This window comes from Bradyrhizobium sp. Leo114 (assembly GCF_055229415.2).
The window spans coordinates 112,613-129,251 of the sequence record NZ_JBUYEN020000019.1; the positions used below are offsets into that span (position 1 = coordinate 112,613).

Here is a 16,639-nt window from a genome sequence, read left to right on the forward strand (position 1 = left end):
TCTTCTGTGGAGGGCATGGCGGATGCCAACTGATGAATAACGCTCATGCGGCAGCTCCGAGATAAGCCGCAATGACCTGCGGATCAGCCCGCACGTCTTCCGGTCGGCCTTCGGCAAGCTTCCTGCCGTAGTCGAGGACCAAAATGCGCGTCGATACCCGCATCACCAGCTTCATGTCGTGCTCGACGAGAACGATGGTCACTCCTGTCGCCGCGATTCGTTCGATTAAGACGGAGATTTCTTCCGTTTCGACGTGATTGAGCCCGGCGGCCGGCTCGTCGAGAAGCAGTATCTGCGGCTTCGCAGCCAGCGCCCGCGCTATTTCAATGCGTTTCAACGCCCCATACGGCATTTGCGATGCCTGCGCTTTCCGGTACTGGGACAAACCAACGAAGGCCATCAGTGCGTCCGCTTCTGCGCGCAAATCCGCATCTTGCTTGCGGATATGCGGCAAATGCAACAGCGCGCTCACGAAGCCTGGATCCAAACGGATATGACCGCCGATCATCACGTTGGAGATGGCGTCCATGTTCATGCATATCTGGAGGTTCTGAAACGTGCGGCTAAGACCCAGTCTGGCGAGCTTGTCCGGCGATCGACCCGAGGTAGGCTCACCTATCATGGTGATGGTGCCCGCAGTAGGTAGATAGATTCCCGAGAGCAAGTTGACGACAGTCGTCTTGCCGGCTCCGTTGGGCCCGATGATCGAGTAAATGGATCCGGGTTCGACCGTGAACGACAGATCGTCGACTGCCGTAACACCGCCGAATCGCTTCGATAGATTTCTGACCTCGAGCGAGTTCATGTCTGGACCCTCGCCACTAGATCGCGCACCGTCGGCACGAGGCCATTGGGCATGAAGATCATAGTTGCGACCAGTATGATGCCGAACACCACTGTCTCGCCGCCCTCGAAGGCTGAAAGAGCTTGCGGAAGCACGGTCAGCATGACCGCGCCGATCAATGAGCCCGCGATAGATGCCATACCGCCCACGATTACCATCGCCATCAGCGTAATCGAACGCACGAAGCCCGCGCTATCGGGCGTCGCGAATTCCAGATAGTGCCCCTCGAGGCTCCCCATGACGCTCGCTACAATGGCGGAAAGTACGAATACCTTTACCTTCACGCTGGTGACGTCGACGCCGGCGACACGGGCGGCTACTTCCGAGCCACGGATCGCCTGTAGGGCACGTCCAGCGGGCGAGTGCACGAGGTTTGTCGCCGCCCAGACGGCGATCAGCAACAGCGTGGAGACCAGAAGATACCAGTTGCGGTCACCTCTCAGTTGCCATTGGCCGATCGCCAATGCCGGAACGGACATGCCGTCCGACCCGCCCGTGTATTGCATCTCGTTGTTGAGCACGATGGAGACGATGATGCCCATGCCGAGCGTTGCCATGGCCAGATGGTGACCCTTCAGGCTCAAGATCGGCCGTGCGATCACGAAGGCCAGGATGCCGGTACCTGCTGCGCCCATTCCAAGCGCGACAAGCGGCGGCAAGCCGGCATGCGTCGTCAAGATCGCGGAAGCGTATGTGCCCAGGCCGAGAAAGCCGGCATGACCAAGACTGATCTGTCCGGTGTAGCCGAACAGCAGGTTCAACCCGATCACGACGACCGCGTTGATGATCGTTCGGATCGCCATATCGTAGACGAAGGCGTTGGGTCCCAGCAGGGGAAAGATCGCGAGCCCAGCAACCAAGACTCCGAGCCCGGCGAAGCGTCGTGAGATATTCATACGCGATCCGAGGTCTTGGCACCGAATAGGCCGTGCGGTGCGAGAAGGAAAAGCAGGATGATCAGGACGAAGGCGACCGCGTCCTTATAGGCGGCGGAAATGTACGCGGCCGTCATCGCCTCGATCACTCCGAGGGCTAATCCGCCCACGACCGCTCCGACCGAACTACCGAGGCCACCGAAGGCGGCGGCGACGAAGCCTTTGAGTCCAAGCATGGTGCCGGCGCTGTAGCTAGTGAAAGTGAGCGGGGCGAGCAGCACGCCCCCGATCGCACCTAGCGCCGCCGAAAGGGCGAACGAAAGCGTCAGCACTCCCATCGTGTTGATGCCAACGAGCTGAGCGGCCAGTGGATTGTGTGAAGTGGCGACCAGAGCCTTGCCGTGCATAGTCGCGTTGAAATACCAGAACAGGGCAATCACGATGACGAGTGAAATCCCCATGATCCAAAGCGCCTGCGGAGCCAGCGCAGCGCCAAGGACATTCAGAGGGCGGTCATCGGAAAGCCCGGGCAAGGCATGGTTCCCCTTGCCTAGCCCGATTTCGACAGCGCCTCGGATTACCTGGCCGGCTCCAAGCGTGATGATTATCAGCGAAGTCATCGAAGTCGTACGTGCCGGTTCAACAGCGAATTTGGCCATAGCGAAGCCGACGAGCGTGGTGAACGCGATAGCGATGGCAAGCGAACTCAACAAGGGAAAGCCGGCTGCGACCAACGCCGAGGCCGTCATCGCGCCCAGCATGATGAATTCACCCTGGGCGAAATTGATCATTCCGCTCGCGTTATAGACGAGGGTGTAGCCGAGAGCCGCGAGTGCGTAGGTCGCCCCCACGGTCAGGCCTGCCAGTAGGAATTGAAGGAATTGCGATAGCATTGGTTGCTCCGTAGGCGCTGAAGAGGCGTTCTTCAGCGCGCACACATCGGCCGCTGCGTCGACGCCGCGGCATCCCGTCATCAGAGGATGTCGGCGAGCCGTTTCGCGGATCGGACTAGTTTTCCGGCACGAATTTTCCGTGTTTGACGACGTGCATCCGCAAGGACGTCAACGCGAGACCCAGATGGTCCGTCTCGGACATCGTGAACACGCCATTAAGGCCTGGGAGCTTGCGCGTTTCCTCGATCGCTTGGCGTACCTTTGCCTTGTCGGTCGAGCCTGCACGGCGGATCGCGTCGACTGCGATGACAATGGCGTCGTACGAATTGCCGGCGAATGGCGACGGCGTTTCCTTGTACATCTCCTTGTAGCCGGCGTAGAAGCCGTCGATCACGGGCTTCTGTGGATCGTCGGCTGCGACGCCATCCGGAACGACGAAGCCAGCCGTCGGCATCCGCGCGCCTTCGGAAGCGCTACCCGTCAGGTTCAAGAATTCCTGATTGACGACGGCATGCGGCAGGTAGAGCGGCAGCTTGATATCCAGTCTTGCCTTGTTCTTGACCGCCATCGCCGGACTGGTGCCGGCGCCGCAGAAGATCAACAGAGCTTCAACTCCTGGCGCATTCTTGATCGTCGTTAGCTGCGGTGTAATGTCGGTGTCCTTCGGACCATACTTCTCGTCGGCAACCACCGTGATGCCGTAGCTCGCGGCATTCTCCAGGATTTCCTTGCGGCCGGATTGCCCGAAGCCCGCCGTTTCGGACAGAAGGCCGATCTTCGTGTAGCCCTTCGCCTTCATGTCCTGAAGAATGCGCTGAGCGACCTGACGATCGGTGTGTGGTGTCTTGAACACCCACTTCTTCACGGGATCGACGATCGGCAGCCCTCCGCCGACCGAAATGTAGGGAATCTCAGCCCGTTCGACCAGCGGTATCATTGCCATTGCGCTCGGCGTGATAGTTCCGCCGATGATGAGGTCCACACGGTCCGACTCGATCAACCGCTTGGTCAGTGAGCTCGACCGAGCAGGTTCGGATGCGTCGTCGTACGAGACGAGTTCGACTTTGCGTCCGAGCACCCCGCCGCCATCGTTGATCTTCTTGACATATAGCTCAACGGCCTTCTGTTCGGGATCGCCGATGAAGCCAACGACTCCTGTCGTCGACAGCAGAATGCCGATCTTGATGGGATCGTCCGCCGCGTTTACAGCATGCGACGCGGCAACCACAGCCATCGCCGCTAACAGATTCTTAAACAGTCTCTTCATTTTTCCTTCCCCCGATTGGTTCCGATCTTCCGTCGGCTTAGTCCGCGATGCTGAAGTGCACTTTGACGCTGGCCGGATCTCCGGCTCCCATCAAAAGGGCGGCGAATACGTCCGCACTCCGATGGAATGGAACGGAAGCGATCCAGCGTGTGTCGAGGCTTTTGGCGAGGCCTATCGATTCGACGAACTCGTCGTGCGAGTAGGCGAAGGAGCCTCGTATGGTGCGTTCACCTGCAACCACAGGCCCGCCCGCGACCGCAAATTCGGGAGAATGCAGACCGACCAGGATGGCTGTGCCTCCCGGGCGAATATTTTCGACTGCATTTCGGCGTGTCGTGACGGCGCCGACTGTGTCGAAGGCCGCATCGTAGATGCCTTCCGCCGTCTCAGTGGCGACATCGGCACCGCATTGTAATGCCATGGCCCGCCGCTCAGGGGCGATATCCGTGACGGTAATGTTCGCGACTCCGTTCTCTTTGAGCACGTGAAGCAGCGACATGCCGATCGGTCCGGCACCCAGCACGGCAACGTCGCGCCGCGGCATCGGCGACAGCCGCCACGCGTGCAGCGCCGTCGCGATCGGCTCGACCATTGCGGCCCGCGTCAGGTCTAGCTGGCTTACTTCGACGAGACTAGGCGCCGGGACCAAAACGCTTTCGGCGAACGCGCCATTGCGATGAACACCCAAGACCTGACGCTTCTCGCAGAGATGGCGACACCGCTCGCGGCAGGCACGGCATTCTCCGCAGGACAGGATCGGATTAGCGACGACGAGCGCACCGTCCCGCTGCCTGCGACCGACGAATTCGTGTCCGATGGTCAAGCCGATCGGTAGCGCTGGCCGGCCACTTCGGACCGCACCGAGGTCGGTTCCGCAGACCCCGGCGACCAGGACGTCGACGATCTCCTCGCCTGCGGCCGGTCGCGGCGAAGGAATGTCGGCGAAGCGCACCGAGTGGTCGCCTGCGTAGATTAGCGCCTTCATGAGGCGGTCCTCGGAGCCGACCGGGAAGCCAGGCTGGGATAGCGACGGTTAAGCGCACCGCCGTCGACATAGATTGTATCGCCGGTGATATAGCTTGCTTCATCCGACGCCAGAAACGCCGCAACAGCCGCCACCTCATCGGGCTGACCGGGACGGCCCAGCAAGATATTGTCGACGAACTCGGCGCGAGCCTGTGGCAACGACAGCAGCCGACTGACCATTGGTGTTTCGGTGAGCCCTGGCCCGATCCCAACGACGCGAATTTTGTGCGCTGCCAATTCCATGGCCGCGACTCGCGTCAGCATCGCCGCGCCGGCTTTCGAGGCGCAGTAGGCGGACAGACCTTCACCCGGCTGCTCGGCATTGGTGGAGATGAAGTTCACGATGACTCCGCCGTGCACCTTCATTTGCAGCGCCTGGTATTTGCAGCACAGAAACAATCCGGTGAGATTTACGTCTTGCACGCGCTGCCACTGCTCAAGCGTCTGATCGGTCAGCGCCAAGCTGATTCCGATTCCCGCAGCATTGATGCCGATATCCAGACGTCCGAACGATTTCGCGATTGCATCTGTCGCATTCGCGACGGCGGCCTCACTGACCACATCAGCGGCGAGGGCCAGCCCCTCGCCCTTCAACATACCTACCGTAACTCTGGCTGCGTCCAGGTCGCGATCAACCACCGCAACGCGCGCTCCATCTTGCGATAGTCGGCGCGCGACGGCCTGCCCCATGCCGGATCCCCCGCCGACCACCATTGCGACTCTGCCATCCAAACGAGGGTTAGATGCCATCGTCACACCTCCAAAACATCGGCATAGGGAACGCGCGCTTTGCCTTCGGGACTGCGCAAGCCTTGCGCGGCAAGTCCCATGAAGCGCTGAGTGATCGGGTTCATCACCGGCTTGGTCATTACATTGATGCACGCCGGCCGGTCGGCGGCGAGTGCACGCTTTAAGGCCGGTCCCAGTTCCTCGAAGCTGGTTACGTATTCCGGGTGCGCTCCGAACCCGGCGGCCGCGAGATCGTAGCGCGTCGCGGCAAGGTCCGACGCGACGCGCTTGCCAGGCCCATAGATCAGATCTTGGCCGTGGGCGGACATGCCCCACTGCTGGTCATTGTTGACGACCACTACGACCGGGAGATTGTGACGCACCATCGTGTCGAATTCCGCGAAGTTGAACCCGACGGCACCGTCGCCGCAGAAGCAGATCACGCGCTTGTCGGGATGGGCGACCTGCGCGCCGACGGCGAGCGGCATACCTTCGCCCATGATCCCCATATAGCCATGACCGAGCCAACGATCGGGCTTGCTGCTTGCGGCGAAGGCATCGAACCAGGCCGGCGTTTCGCCACCATCGAGCACAAAGATCGCATCGTCCGGAGCAGCTGAGGCGAGCGTGGAAGCCAACAATGCGGGGGTGAGCCCTTCGCTCGGGCTAGGAGCCGGAGGTCTCGGCGCATGATCCCCTCGGAGGCCGGCCAACCACTCGCGGCGGTCGGGCCACGGGCCATTGCCTGCTTGCGCGATCAGCGCCTCCAGCATTTCCCGGCAGTCGGACACGATGCCGAGCTCCACGCCGCGCACGCGGCCGATCTCTTCAGCCGCAATATCAACTTGAATGATCTTGGCATCAGCCGGAATGACGGACTTGCGGCGGCCTCCGGTGTAGAGACCAAGCCGCGCGCCCAGCAGCAGCACGACATCGGGCTGCCCGGCTCCGCGGGCTGCGGCTGCGCCCAGCGTTCCGAAACCCCGCACCCAGAGAGGATTGTCGGTCGCCAGCGCGCCGCGCGACTTGTTGTTGGTCGCGACGGGGATGCCGGACAAATCTGCAAACCGCGTCAGTAGAGGGCCGCCTCCCGAATAAGCGACGCCGCCACCGGCGAGTATGACGGGACGCTCGGCACTTCGCAGCAATTCGAGCGCGTCCGCCACCGCGGCCGTTGACGGCGCGGGCCGCGATACCCTCGCCTCGCCATCGGGATAAGCGACATCGCTCTCTTCGACCAGAGCGAACAGCACGTCGCTCGGGAGATCGATGTAAACCGGCCCGGGCCGCCCCTCTCGCGCGATGTGGAAAGCCCGCCCGAGGAGGTCTGGCAACCTCTCGACATGCGTGACACGATGAGACCATTTGGTGATGCCCCCCATCACCGATAACTGGTCGTAGCCGCTGTTGACCGGCAGCGCGTCGAAGTCTCGCAATGGCGGCGCCCCTCCGAGAAACACGCTTGCGACGCAGTCGGAATAGGCATTGGCGACCGCCGTGACCACGTTCGTGATGCCACCACCTGCGGTAACCATTGCCACACCGACCTTTCCGGTCGTTCGCGCATATCCGGTCGCGGCAATCCCCGCCGCCTGTTCGTGTCGATGATCGATGATGCGGAAGCCTTCCGCCACCGCCGCCTGATAGACGCAGTCGAGGTGACCGCCATGCAGCGTGAAGATGGTGTCGACGCCGAACCGCTTCAGCGTTGCGACCAAAGCCTGCCCACCATCAATTTGAGCCACCGCGAGCCTCCCATCGTTCTTTTTGGACGGCCGCACCGACCGCCGAAGCTTTCGAAAAACTATCTGAACGCGTTCAATAATGTCAATCACAAAAATGAACGCGTTTATTTATTTGGGCACGGCTTGTTGCGGCAAGGCTTCCTCACCGGATAAAAGAGGCAGCACATCCAGAGGTTCACTTGAGCAAGACACGTCCAGCGAAGCTTGCGAAGGCCCGGCGAGAGCCGCGAGCCCGCGCCAACACGAACAAGGCTAGGAACGAGCTCCGAGCGGCCTTCATCAAAGCAGGTCGTAAGCTTTTGGCTGATCGGGGATCAAAAAACGTGTCGCTGCGCAGTATCGCGGCAGCAGCCGGCTATTCGCCCGGAACGATCTACCAATACTTTGACGATCATCGCGCGCTGCTGCTTGCAATCCGCGAAGAGGACATGCTGTCGGCCGTAGTCGCCTTCGAGGGAATCGCCGCGAGCGAGCCAGACCCCGAGCAGCGGGTGATCAAAGTCTTCCTTGGAGTAGCGCGGTACTGGCTCGACAATTTCGACCATTATCAAATGCTGTTCTCTCTTCCGCCACACAAGATTGCGGTCAAGGACGCAACGGGAGTTCCCTTCGGACGCTCTGCGATCGTGGCACGCTCCTATTCTCTTTACGATCGAATAGTCAGGGATCTGCTCGCCGGCTGCGGCTCCTCCTCGCTCGACGCCAAGTGCGCGGTTGACAGCCTGATCGCGGCCGTACACGGCATCGTCGCGTTTCCGATTTACACGCGCACGATGAATTGGACAGACCCGTTGAAAATGACGGAATTCGTCGTCACTTCCCTTATCGACTCGTGGCGGCGGCCGCCTTGTCAGGATCGCGCATAATGCAGCCGCAAAATGCCTTGTGGGCTTGGACAAGCGAAGCGGCGTTGCGAGATAGATAATAGGTACCTTCGCCAAGTCCGCTATTCTCGTCCACTTTCTCCGACGCGAACTCTTAGCTTGGGATCAACACCTCGACATTGGTGCCGACTACGCGAGTCATGAACGTTTCAAGGTCCACTTCGGCGGGGCTGCTCAGCGCTTCTCCCGTCCGTATATCGAAGCGAGCGTTGTGAAGCGGGCACTCGATCTCGCAGCCATCCATCAAGCCATCGGCGAGCAGCGCCGAGGCATGCGTGCAGATATTCGACGTCGCGTAGTATGTTCCGTCAACCAAATAGACCGCGATCTCATGCTGCCCCACACTGCAGGCAGCGGGCGCGTCTACCGCAACATCCGTCATCGCTACTGCCACGCACCACGTGCCGTTCGTCGTTTCGACGGTCATGTAAACGCCTCCTAGATGCTGTAGAAATCGACGACGGTTGGAATGCAGTCGTTCATGATGACAATCTTCTTGCGAGCGATGCGGTAGCCCTCGGGGCTGCGAACCAGCGTATGCTCGTAGACCCCGAAATGCAGATGCTGCCGCCGCGTTCGCGGATCGAACACGTGCGTTGTCCAAGAGGACCGCGCCTCGACGAAAGATTCGTCCCGCTCCGACAACACTGTGTTCGTAATAACGTGCAGGGTACGAGGTAACGGCAATGCCGTGATCGACTTGCGCGACTGGATGCGGCCGATCCGCTCCTGCAACTGGGCTCGGGAGGTGTGATAGATGAAGGATATCTGGGTATCCGGGTCGGTCACCAGGTCGTATTCGTTGAGCCACGACGGCACCCAGAACACGGCATCGGCGCGGTAGAGCTCGGCCCAGGCGTCCCAGGCCTTGTCGTCGAGAAGATGCGCCTCGACGAACAACAGCCGCTCCACCTCGGCATGATCGTGAAGTGATGCCGAACGATGATTGAGGGGCGCAGCGTCAGGCATTGTTCGCCCCCTTGGTCGCGAGTTCCAGCAACCGGCGCCATTCCCGGTAGCCCGAATGGAAGTTGGTTTCACCGCCGAAGCCGGGTTTACCGAATGCGTACTCTTGCGGCGAGATGCCAAGCTCGCTCACGTGATCGCCGGCCACCCCCATGGGTTCAAGACCTCTCAAATGCCCAAGCGTGTCACCGGCCTGCGCCGCGTATCCGGTCTGGCAGAATTCGTACATCACGTTGTCGTCGGAGGTCGCAAGCCCGCTTGGATTGAAGAAATCCTCGTATGCCCTGATACGGAAACGACGCGCATCGGCGCTCTCGCCGACCGGTGCCAGGCAATGCGAGGTCATCTCCGTCTTGTCGACCGACAGCGGCCTCCATGTGCGCAGCTGCGCGGAGCTGATGTCGATGATCTGCAAATTTGGAAAGATGGTAAGGTTGCGCTGCCGCAGCATCCACTTCAATCTGATGTCGCCGACCCGGCTCTTTACTTCAGCCAGGCCTGCCGGATCTGCAGCCAGCGCACGCCCGTAGCGCATCTGTCGCTTGATCGACCAGTTGACCGCGTGGCCGTTCTTGAAATTGAAGCTCCCTTGTCCCTCAACTTCGTCCGGCTTCTCGCTCGTGAATCCGACGGTATCGCCGGATTTGACGCGTTGCGCCAGGATATCGACGTATGAACTGTGCGTCGATGCGAAATGATAATAGTCGAGGCCGTTCTCGAACTGCAGCTTCCAGTTGGCGTCGAAAGTGTAAGTGATGTCGCCGGGCACGAACTCGAGCTGGCCTACGGGGCTTTGGTCGGCAACGAGGTCGATAAATGTCCTGGCGTCATCGAGGTATTCCGGCAGCGACGGCACGTCGGCCGACAGGCTGGCGAAAACGAGTCCGCGGTAGCTGTCCAGCCGCGCGACCGGAACGAGGTCGCGATCAGCTCCGTCGAAGCCGGCGGGGTACTGACCATCCTCCCGGTCGGTCACCGCGATATTCTTGCCTGCGCTGTCGTAAGCCCATCCGTGATAGCGACAGACATGGAACTTCTGCCGCCCTCGCTTAAAAGGGCAAACGACGGTGGCGCGGTGTCGGCAGGTGTTCAGAAAGCATCCGATCCTGCCCTCCCCGTCGCGCATCAGCAATACCGGCTGACGGCCGATAAAGGTGGTGACGTAGTCGTGCGGGCGCGGAATCTGGGACTCGAGGCCCACGAACGACCATGTCGCCTCGAAGATGTGCTTCATCTCCAGATCGAAGATCTCCACATCGGTAAAGGCATCGCGCGATACATGAAACGCCTTGTCCGCGGGACGGTCATCGACGAGGCATTCGGGACGATGGTGAACAGTCATTGTCGGCTCCTTTTCGTCGGTCAGTTCAGCCGAATGTTGGCGTCGGAGGCGATCTTCTTCCATTTGTCGATTTCACCGACCACGAAGCGATCGAAGTCCTGCGGGGTCGAACCGACCGGCTGCATGCCGAAAGCCTCGGCCTTGGCAGCGAAGCCCGGCGACTTGACGAACGCAATCAGGTCGCTCGACAAGGCGTTGACTGCCAGGTCCGGAGTCTTGGCCGGCACCACCAGCCCGAACATCGAGTTCGCCTCGTAGCCGGGATAGGTCTCGCCGATGCAGGCATACTGCGGCGCATTGGGAATGCGAGTGGCGTTGGTGACGCCCAGGACTTTGATGGTCTTCTCCCGCACGTGCTGCTGTACGGAATGCCACACGTCGAACATCAACGGCACGCGGTTGGCGAGGACGTCGGTGAGGGCGTTTGCGCTCCCGTTGTAGGGAACGTGCAGCATCTTGATATCGGCCATCTTCTGCAACAGTTCGGCTGCCATATGAGTAGCGGTCGCCGGCCCCGGCGTGGCGTAGGCCAGCGGCTCATTCTGCGTACGGGCGGCTTTCACCAGGCCGGGAATGTCGTCGGCCGGGAACGAGGGATTGGCCACGACCACCATATGGGCCTCGGCCAGTTGGGTAAGCCCGCGCAGGTCGCGCACGGTGTCGAACGGCATCTGGGCGCGCACCGCAGGATTGATGACATGGGCGGTGATGACCACGCCGATGGTGTGTCCGTCCGGAGCCGACTTGGCGACGGTGTCCGTACCGATCAAGGTGCCCGCGCCCGGCTTGTTCTCGACGATCACGGGTACGGACCATTTCGCGGCCATTGCATCGCTAATGATTCGAGCGATGACGTCGGTCGGCCCGCCAGCCGTGAATGGCACGATGAAACGGACGTTGTGCGAAGGAAATCGATCCTGCGCCGATGCCTTGGCGCCGGAAAACCCGGCGAAAGCCGACATTGCAGCGAGAAGCCGTCGACGGTCTATCATACTGTTCCTCACCTTCGGGCCGTCACGCGGCCGCGTACGCCCTCTCGGTCGGGGCACTTCGCGAGGCACCATAGTTGCTTTTACACCTATTGCAAGAATGACCGATCCGGTACGTTGAGCCGTCAGGCCAGCAGAACCCGGGACATGGTCTCGCGGCCGCTCCAAGGCGCAGACAGAAAATTGGCGATAGTCATGGCAAAAGCGAAGAAGTCCTCTGCGACAAGTACGATGAAGCGGAAGTCGAGGGACCTCAGGCCGTCGATCGATCACGATAGGCGCGTCATCGACTTCGACCGTTACATTCCCACTGTCGTTTCGCGCCTCATGACCCGCTTGAGGGCATCGGCCCAGATCTTTTTCGATGAACGGTTCGGGATAACGCGGCTGGACTGGCGGATCATATCGTTTCTTGCGGCAAAGGGGCCTTCGAGCGCCTACGATATCTGGACCCTTGGAAGTCTGGACAAGGCCGCCGTCAGCCGCGCGCTTCGCGTTCTGTCCGACCGCAAGATCGTCACGATCAAGAACGTGTCCGGAAGCTCTCGGCGGCGGACCGTCATTGCCTTGACGCGTCAAGGCCAAGAACTCAACGATCGATGTTTCGTCGAGATCGTGAAGCGACACGACAGGCTGCTCGGAGGCCTTAGTCGAAAGCAGATTGAGGACTTCATCCTCACCGCTCAGCATTTGGAGAGCCGCATCGCCTTCATGGACAAGGATGATGAATGTCCCTCCTCGAATTTCGACGTGACCAAGGAGCCCGAATATCGAAAACAACCCCATGCAAAGGTGCAGGCGGCAGCTAGCGCTCGAATGGCAACTTGACACGTCGGGCAAATCAGGGGCATTCCTTCATCATCCCGCAATCTTGTAAACGCCTGTCGCCCCGCAATAGCGGGCGTGTCGGTTGCGACCTGCAGTCCAGGAATCCTCACCCGCATCCTCACGCACAATTGAAATTGCACCGGCTCCGCGCGGCGAACGATGGCCTCGCGCGTGGCCGAACCGCGCGCGCTTGCCGCGCACCTGCCAGGGAGTCTCGACATGAACACCGCCCCAAGCCTCGCCATGCCAACGGCGATCGCCGCAACCGACCCGGCCAAAACTGCCGCAGCCCCGCGGATAAGGCTCTCGTCGCACGGATTCTCCATCGACCATCCCGATCCGGAGCTCGGCGAACAGCTGATGGCGAACGCGCTGGGGGCGACCGATCGCGATGCGATGGGTGGCATCCTCCGGCAATTGGTCAGGGCCAGCGTGAGCGACGGAAGCCCCGACGAGGTCACCCTGTCCTTCATGATTTCAATGATGAAGAGCATTCGCCCAAGGGATTCCATCGAGGCTATGCTGGTGGCGCAGATGGTTTCGGTTCATGTGATGGCGATGCGATGCGCCCATCACCTCGCCAGTGCCGACGACCTCGCCCAGCACGACAGCGCCGCGCGCGCCTTGGGCAGGCTCGCCCGCACCTTTCCCGCCCAGATCGATGCGCTGAGCCGCTACCGCAGCCATGGCGAGCCCGCCATCACCGTGCAGAACGTGAAGGTGGAGGACGGCGGCAACGCCATTGTCGGCAACGTCACGCAGCACGCGAGCGTGATCGTTTCCGACAAGAACCAGGCCTCCGCCGCGCGGAAGGCGCCGAAAGCCTCGGGCGCCAAGCGAGGGCAAGCTTCCGCTGATGCCAAGCGCGACGCACAGCCATGAGCGATCACATCAGAAATACCGGCCCGATGCTGGCGAGCCCACGATGTGGCTCCAAAACCCGTTGCGGCGGCGCGTGCCTCTCGCCGGCGGTGCACGGCAAAAAACGCTGCCGCATGCACGGCGGCGCACCGGGTTCCGGCGCGCCAAAGGCAAACCAGAACGCGCGCAAGCACGGCCTGTTCACCAGGGATGCGATCGCCGAGCGAAGGCGGATTCAGGCGTTGTTGGGTGACGCGCGGAAGCTGCTGGAGGAGATGAAGTGACTTGCAGGCGACGATTCGTCATCGCGCCTTCCACTGGATCCGCTTTGAACCCTGTCGACATATCGGTAGGGTCTCTTCGTCATTGGGATTGGAAGCGGCAGGGCGCACCGGCTCCGCCGCAATCGCACGCGCGATCTCCCAGCCACGGCCTGTCCGGATGGTCCTCGCATACCCGGCTGCAGCTAATCGCACCTGGCGGAACTGAATCACGAGAACAGTTCCTTCACGCGCCTGAAGCTCGGGTGCGTCAGATCTTAACCTCAGTGTGAGCCCGCTTCAGGCGCCATTCAGCGGATAGTTCGATCGTCCGAGCGCGTTTAAGCGTACAACGAGCTTCTCGGCTTCCTCTGTCAGGTATGATGCAACAGCGCCACACTTCAGGTGATTTGTCAAAAGTCGGCTGGTTCCGATTGTCGAAAATGCGTTGGGCGCGTTAGCCCGTGCAAGTTAGAGCTTGCTAGTGGAGAAACGTATGAAACGCGCTCTTTTGACTTCCGCCGCACTGCTTATGTTGGCGGGTACTGCTTCGGCCGCTGATCTTGCCGCCCGTCCCTACACGAAGGCCCCGCCCCCCGCGGTCGCTCCGGTCTACAACTGGACCGGATTCTATATCGGTGGTCACATTGGTGGAGCCTTCGGTGGTGACAGCAACGTCCTCGATCCGAGCTTCGGGAACAACGACGACGGCACGTTCATGGGTGGTGGACAGGTTGGCTTTGACTATCAGTTCTCGCCGAACTGGGTATTCGGCCTCGAAGCCAACTATAGTTTTCTCGATACCAACAGCAGCTTCGCCAATCGTGGCCTCGGCTCGGTGACCGGCCGTCTAGGCTATACCTGGGGACCGGCTTTGCTGTACGTCAAAGGCGGTTATGCTTGGGCTGACACGCGCTTCACCAATGGCTTCAACGGCGACAATGATCGCAACGGCTACACCGTCGGTGCCGGCCTCGAATACATGTTCGCCCAGAACTGGTCGGCCAAGCTCGAATACCAGTACTATGACTTCGGCAACGTCGATGTGTTCTTGGCGGGGTTGCCGGTCGGCAGCTTCCGCAACGACGAACACACCGTCAAGGCGGGCCTGAACTACCGCTTCAATTTGGGCGGCCCCGGCCTCGTGACGTACTAACCCGAGCGACAGCTCGAAGGCAAAAGGTCGGCATCTGCCGGCCTTTTGTTTTGCGGCGAATGAGGCGAGGGCGCCAAGGCCTCGCCCCCTAAGACCGGCCCCGTTATAGCGTTCGGATAGCGGAGCTTTTTATTGCGCCTTAATTTTTTCGTGCAGCCACAGCGGCTGCGCCTGTTCGAACTGGAATGAGAAGGCTGGGTTATCGATTCCCGGCTTTCAACGGAACCTTGAGGCTCAGATCGCGTTGCAGGGTGCTACCCCGCGATCTTCTGCTGGTTTTCTTCATCGCTCGATATTGAGGTGATCAGGATGTCCGCCGATATCCTTCCGGCATCCGCCTTCCAGAATCCCGCCGTCGCTCTCTCAGGGGTGATCGACTACAGCATGTATGTCAGCTTCCGCCAGCAATTCGACAATGCGGCAGGCCAGCATCTCGTCGTGATCGAACTTTCAACCCTTGGCGGCGATCCGGAGGTAGCGCGCATGATGGGCGAGGACATCCGCTATGCGAGCGAGATGGAGCCGGCGCGGCGTTTGGTATTCCTCGGCAAGGCTGCGATCTATTCAGCCGGGACGACCTTTATGAGTTTCTTCGCCCGCGAGAATCGCTATCTGACCCGCGGCTCCCGCCTCATGATCCACGAGCGCAAACTGACGCGGACCCTGAATATCGACGGGCCGCTCACCGTGTGCCTTGCCAACGTGCAGGCGATCATCAACGAAATTCAGTGCTCGATCGATATCCAGAACGAGGGGTTTCAGAACCTCATCAGCGGTTCGAGCGTGACGCTTGAGGAAGTCATCCGGCGCGCCCCATCGAACTGGTACGTCGAGGCGAACGAGGCGCTGAAGCTCGGGCTAATCGCGGGGGTGTTATGACCCAAGCGACGAGAGCAGGTGATGCATCGGCCGGCATCGGCGGCGCGGAAGCCGCCGAAGGCCGCTGGCTCCAAGCGAGGGCAAGCTTCCGCTGATGCCAAGCGGGACGCACAGGCATGAGCGATCACATCAGAAATACCGGCCCGATGCTGGCGAGCCCACGTTGTGGCGCCAAAACCCGCACCAGTGGCGCGTGCCGCTCCCCGGCGGTGCACGGCCTGTTCACCAAGGATGCGATCGCCGAGCGAAGGCAGATTCAGGCGTTGCTGGGTGAAGCGCGGAAGCTGCTGGAAGAGATGAAGTGAGTGGGTCTGCAAAGAGCAGTCGGGCGCTACCTAGGGGAAACTGAGAGCGAGGCCAGAGTGCATTGAAAAGACTTAGGTTTTAACCACCCGATTGGCTGAGTGTGTCGCACAGAGAGGAGCGCCAGTCGAGGATTGCTTCGCCGAGCGGGATGTCCGTAGCGGAAGAGAGAGGGTGCTCTCCTTTCGTCCTCATGTAAAATATTCCCGTGGTCTGTTGATTCTGGGGGCAGTTGGGCTTTCCGCGAACAGCGCGGGTGTGGCCACTGCTACAGCGCTGGGAGTAACTCTGGAATGCGCAAGCCTGTCCACTGCGACAGCTTCCGCAGGGACCGGCCGGCTTGCCGGCGGTCGCACTCAGATTTCTCGACTTTCGGCCCGACAGGATCGTGTGGGGCACCAATTGGCCGCATCCTGTTCGATATGAAACGATGTCCGATGACGGCGACCTGGTCCAGGCCGTTCATGTGTGGGTGGAAGACAGGGCCCTGATACATCGAATCTTTGTTGAGAATCCCGAGACTCTTTACGGATTTGACTAGTCTTCGGTCGGCCCTGAGGCGGCCAGCGTAGCGTCGCTCCCTGGGAGGCGCCTCCTGACGATTTCCCGATCGCGATAGATGGCAACGGCTCCGCGATCTTTCTTGGCATTTTGATCGCAACTATGGGTTTTGGTGGCGCCTTTCCTCACAGGAGTACCTTACAGGCAGCGCCGTTACGGCGGTCTCCGCGTCTACTTGCACTAGCTCCGAGCCAACGCTTTGGGCCAACGCAACTCTCATCAGACAAAAAA

The 16,639-nt window shown here is 60.7% G+C and carries 19 protein-coding genes and 1 pseudogene; 8 read left to right on the forward strand and 12 right to left on the reverse strand.

Going from position 1 to position 16,639, the window contains the following annotated elements; all coding sequences use genetic code 11:
* Nucleotides 1-43 precede the first annotated feature (43 nt).
* The 8 genes and pseudogenes from ACZIRK_RS23450 to ACZIRK_RS23485 form a co-directional block, all read right to left on the reverse strand.
* Nucleotides 44-805 (reverse strand): ABC transporter ATP-binding protein, encoded by a 762-nt coding sequence (locus ACZIRK_RS23450; protein WP_130222962.1) that lies wholly within the window; start codon nt 803-805, stop codon nt 44-46.
* Nucleotides 802-1,740: a branched-chain amino acid ABC transporter permease gene (locus tag ACZIRK_RS23455; protein ID WP_130222964.1), complete on the reverse strand. Its 939-nt coding sequence runs from the start codon at nt 1,738-1,740 to the stop codon at nt 802-804. Before ACZIRK_RS23455 ends, ACZIRK_RS23450 begins: the two co-directional genes overlap by 4 nt.
* Nucleotides 1,737-2,612: a branched-chain amino acid ABC transporter permease gene (locus tag ACZIRK_RS23460; protein WP_463328195.1), complete on the reverse strand. Its 876-nt coding sequence runs from the start codon at nt 2,610-2,612 to the stop codon at nt 1,737-1,739. Before ACZIRK_RS23460 ends, ACZIRK_RS23455 begins: the two co-directional genes overlap by 4 nt.
* A gap of 115 nt (nt 2,613-2,727) precedes the next feature.
* The gene (locus tag ACZIRK_RS23465; protein ID WP_456643708.1) at nt 2,728-3,879 is read right to left on the reverse strand and encodes an ABC transporter substrate-binding protein; all 1,152 of its coding nucleotides are present in this window, start codon (nt 3,877-3,879) and stop codon (nt 2,728-2,730) included.
* A 37-nt stretch (nt 3,880-3,916) separates the two neighbouring features.
* On the reverse strand, nt 3,917-4,471 hold the full coding sequence (locus ACZIRK_RS23470; protein WP_245474504.1) for a zinc-binding dehydrogenase: 555 nt from the start codon (nt 4,469-4,471) through the stop codon (nt 3,917-3,919).
* Nucleotides 4,472-4,558: 87 nt separating this feature from the next.
* Nucleotides 4,559-4,864, reverse strand: a pseudogene (locus ACZIRK_RS23475) (alcohol dehydrogenase catalytic domain-containing protein); the annotation flags it as partial.
* Complete coding sequence (locus ACZIRK_RS23480) at nt 4,861-5,655, reverse strand: SDR family NAD(P)-dependent oxidoreductase (RefSeq protein WP_130222972.1); 795 nt, start codon at nt 5,653-5,655, stop codon at nt 4,861-4,863. The gene ACZIRK_RS23480 and the pseudogene ACZIRK_RS23475, both read right to left, overlap by 4 nt.
* A gap of 2 nt (nt 5,656-5,657) precedes the next feature.
* Nucleotides 5,658-7,379 carry a thiamine pyrophosphate-binding protein gene (locus ACZIRK_RS23485; protein WP_130222974.1) on the reverse strand — a complete coding sequence of 574 codons (1,722 nt, stop codon included), beginning with the start codon at nt 7,377-7,379 and terminating at the stop codon, nt 5,658-5,660.
* A gap of 179 nt (nt 7,380-7,558) precedes the next feature.
* Between ACZIRK_RS23485 and ACZIRK_RS23490 the strand changes: the two genes are divergently transcribed.
* Complete coding sequence (locus tag ACZIRK_RS23490) at nt 7,559-8,245, forward strand: TetR/AcrR family transcriptional regulator (RefSeq protein WP_283813233.1); 687 nt, start codon at nt 7,559-7,561, stop codon at nt 8,243-8,245.
* Nucleotides 8,246-8,357: 112 nt separating this feature from the next.
* On the opposite strand, the gene ACZIRK_RS23495 is transcribed toward ACZIRK_RS23490, so the two are convergent.
* The 4 genes from ACZIRK_RS23495 to ACZIRK_RS23510 are packed head-to-tail and all read right to left on the reverse strand — an operon-like array spanning nt 8,358 to nt 11,563.
* A complete protein-coding gene (locus ACZIRK_RS23495) occupies nt 8,358-8,690 on the reverse strand; it encodes a non-heme iron oxygenase ferredoxin subunit (protein ID WP_130222978.1) in 333 nt (110 codons plus the stop codon).
* An 11-nt stretch (nt 8,691-8,701) separates the two neighbouring features.
* Nucleotides 8,702-9,232, reverse strand: coding sequence for an aromatic-ring-hydroxylating dioxygenase subunit beta (locus ACZIRK_RS23500; RefSeq protein ID WP_130222980.1), 531 nt, complete (start codon nt 9,230-9,232; stop codon nt 8,702-8,704).
* Nucleotides 9,225-10,634, reverse strand: a complete 1,410-nt coding sequence (locus ACZIRK_RS23505; protein WP_130222982.1) for an aromatic ring-hydroxylating oxygenase subunit alpha — start codon at nt 10,632-10,634, stop codon at nt 9,225-9,227. Before ACZIRK_RS23505 ends, ACZIRK_RS23500 begins: the two co-directional genes overlap by 8 nt.
* Nucleotides 10,592-11,563 carry a tripartite tricarboxylate transporter substrate binding protein gene (locus ACZIRK_RS23510; RefSeq protein ID WP_165435036.1) on the reverse strand — a complete coding sequence of 324 codons (972 nt, stop codon included), beginning with the start codon at nt 11,561-11,563 and terminating at the stop codon, nt 10,592-10,594. The genes ACZIRK_RS23505 and ACZIRK_RS23510 overlap by 43 nt, the downstream gene beginning before the upstream one ends.
* A gap of 144 nt (nt 11,564-11,707) precedes the next feature.
* Here ACZIRK_RS23510 and ACZIRK_RS23515 point away from each other — a divergent pair, with 144 nt between their 5' ends.
* The 7 genes from ACZIRK_RS23515 (at nt 11,708) to ACZIRK_RS23545 (ending at nt 16,388) form a co-directional block, all read left to right on the forward strand.
* Nucleotides 11,708-12,388 carry a MarR family winged helix-turn-helix transcriptional regulator gene (locus tag ACZIRK_RS23515; protein WP_463328171.1) on the forward strand — a complete coding sequence of 227 codons (681 nt, stop codon included), beginning with the start codon at nt 11,708-11,710 and terminating at the stop codon, nt 12,386-12,388.
* Between the two features lie 219 nt (nt 12,389-12,607).
* A complete protein-coding gene (locus tag ACZIRK_RS23520) occupies nt 12,608-13,270 on the forward strand; it encodes a hypothetical protein (protein WP_463328172.1) in 663 nt (220 codons plus the stop codon).
* Nucleotides 13,267-13,533 carry an HGGxSTG domain-containing protein gene (locus ACZIRK_RS23525; protein WP_130222986.1) on the forward strand — a complete coding sequence of 89 codons (267 nt, stop codon included), beginning with the start codon at nt 13,267-13,269 and terminating at the stop codon, nt 13,531-13,533. The genes ACZIRK_RS23520 and ACZIRK_RS23525 overlap by 4 nt, the downstream gene beginning before the upstream one ends.
* A gap of 472 nt (nt 13,534-14,005) precedes the next feature.
* Nucleotides 14,006-14,665: an outer membrane protein gene (locus tag ACZIRK_RS23530; protein WP_028161675.1), complete on the forward strand. Its 660-nt coding sequence runs from the start codon at nt 14,006-14,008 to the stop codon at nt 14,663-14,665.
* 309 nt (nt 14,666-14,974) lie between these two features.
* Nucleotides 14,975-15,544 (forward strand): peptidase S14, encoded by a 570-nt coding sequence (locus ACZIRK_RS23535; protein WP_130222988.1) that lies wholly within the window; start codon nt 14,975-14,977, stop codon nt 15,542-15,544.
* A 116-nt stretch (nt 15,545-15,660) separates the two neighbouring features.
* Complete coding sequence (locus ACZIRK_RS23540; protein ID WP_130222990.1) at nt 15,661-15,849, forward strand: hypothetical protein; 189 nt, start codon at nt 15,661-15,663, stop codon at nt 15,847-15,849.
* Nucleotides 15,850-16,187: 338 nt separating this feature from the next.
* A complete protein-coding gene (locus ACZIRK_RS23545) occupies nt 16,188-16,388 on the forward strand; it encodes an amidohydrolase family protein (protein WP_165435038.1) in 201 nt (66 codons plus the stop codon).
* Nucleotides 16,389-16,639 lie beyond the last annotated feature (251 nt).

What these genes read in the sequence shown, in the direction of transcription:
- ACZIRK_RS23450 (WP_130222962.1), bottom strand. Translation starts at nt 805, where the DNA reads ATGAACTCGCTCGAGGTCAGAAATCTATCGAAGCGATTCGGCGGTGTT.
- ACZIRK_RS23455 (WP_130222964.1), bottom strand. Translation starts at nt 1,740, where the DNA reads ATGAATATCTCACGACGCTTCGCCGGGCTCGGAGTCTTGGTTGCTGGG.
- ACZIRK_RS23460 (WP_463328195.1), bottom strand. Translation starts at nt 2,612, where the DNA reads ATGCTATCGCAATTCCTTCAATTCCTACTGGCAGGCCTGACCGTGGGG.
- ACZIRK_RS23465 (WP_456643708.1), bottom strand. Translation starts at nt 3,879, where the DNA reads ATGAAGAGACTGTTTAAGAATCTGTTAGCGGCGATGGCTGTGGTTGCC.
- ACZIRK_RS23470 (WP_245474504.1), bottom strand. Translation starts at nt 4,471, where the DNA reads ATGGTCGAGCCGATCGCGACGGCGCTGCACGCGTGGCGGCTGTCGCCG.
- ACZIRK_RS23480 (WP_130222972.1), bottom strand. Translation starts at nt 5,655, where the DNA reads ATGGCATCTAACCCTCGTTTGGATGGCAGAGTCGCAATGGTGGTCGGC.
- ACZIRK_RS23495 (WP_130222978.1), bottom strand. Translation starts at nt 8,690, where the DNA reads ATGACCGTCGAAACGACGAACGGCACGTGGTGCGTGGCAGTAGCGATG.
- ACZIRK_RS23500 (WP_130222980.1), bottom strand. Translation starts at nt 9,232, where the DNA reads ATGCCTGACGCTGCGCCCCTCAATCATCGTTCGGCATCACTTCACGAT.
- ACZIRK_RS23505 (WP_130222982.1), bottom strand. Translation starts at nt 10,634, where the DNA reads ATGGAAGAAGATCGCCTCCGACGCCAACATTCGGCTGAACTGACCGAC.
- ACZIRK_RS23510 (WP_165435036.1), bottom strand. Translation starts at nt 11,563, where the DNA reads ATGATAGACCGTCGACGGCTTCTCGCTGCAATGTCGGCTTTCGCCGGG.
- ACZIRK_RS23515 (WP_463328171.1), top strand. Translation starts at nt 11,708, where the DNA reads ATGGTCTCGCGGCCGCTCCAAGGCGCAGACAGAAAATTGGCGATAGTC.
- ACZIRK_RS23520 (WP_463328172.1), top strand. Translation starts at nt 12,608, where the DNA reads ATGAACACCGCCCCAAGCCTCGCCATGCCAACGGCGATCGCCGCAACC.
- ACZIRK_RS23525 (WP_130222986.1), top strand. Translation starts at nt 13,267, where the DNA reads ATGAGCGATCACATCAGAAATACCGGCCCGATGCTGGCGAGCCCACGA.
- ACZIRK_RS23530 (WP_028161675.1), top strand. Translation starts at nt 14,006, where the DNA reads ATGAAACGCGCTCTTTTGACTTCCGCCGCACTGCTTATGTTGGCGGGT.
- ACZIRK_RS23535 (WP_130222988.1), top strand. Translation starts at nt 14,975, where the DNA reads ATGTCCGCCGATATCCTTCCGGCATCCGCCTTCCAGAATCCCGCCGTC.
- ACZIRK_RS23540 (WP_130222990.1), top strand. Translation starts at nt 15,661, where the DNA reads ATGAGCGATCACATCAGAAATACCGGCCCGATGCTGGCGAGCCCACGT.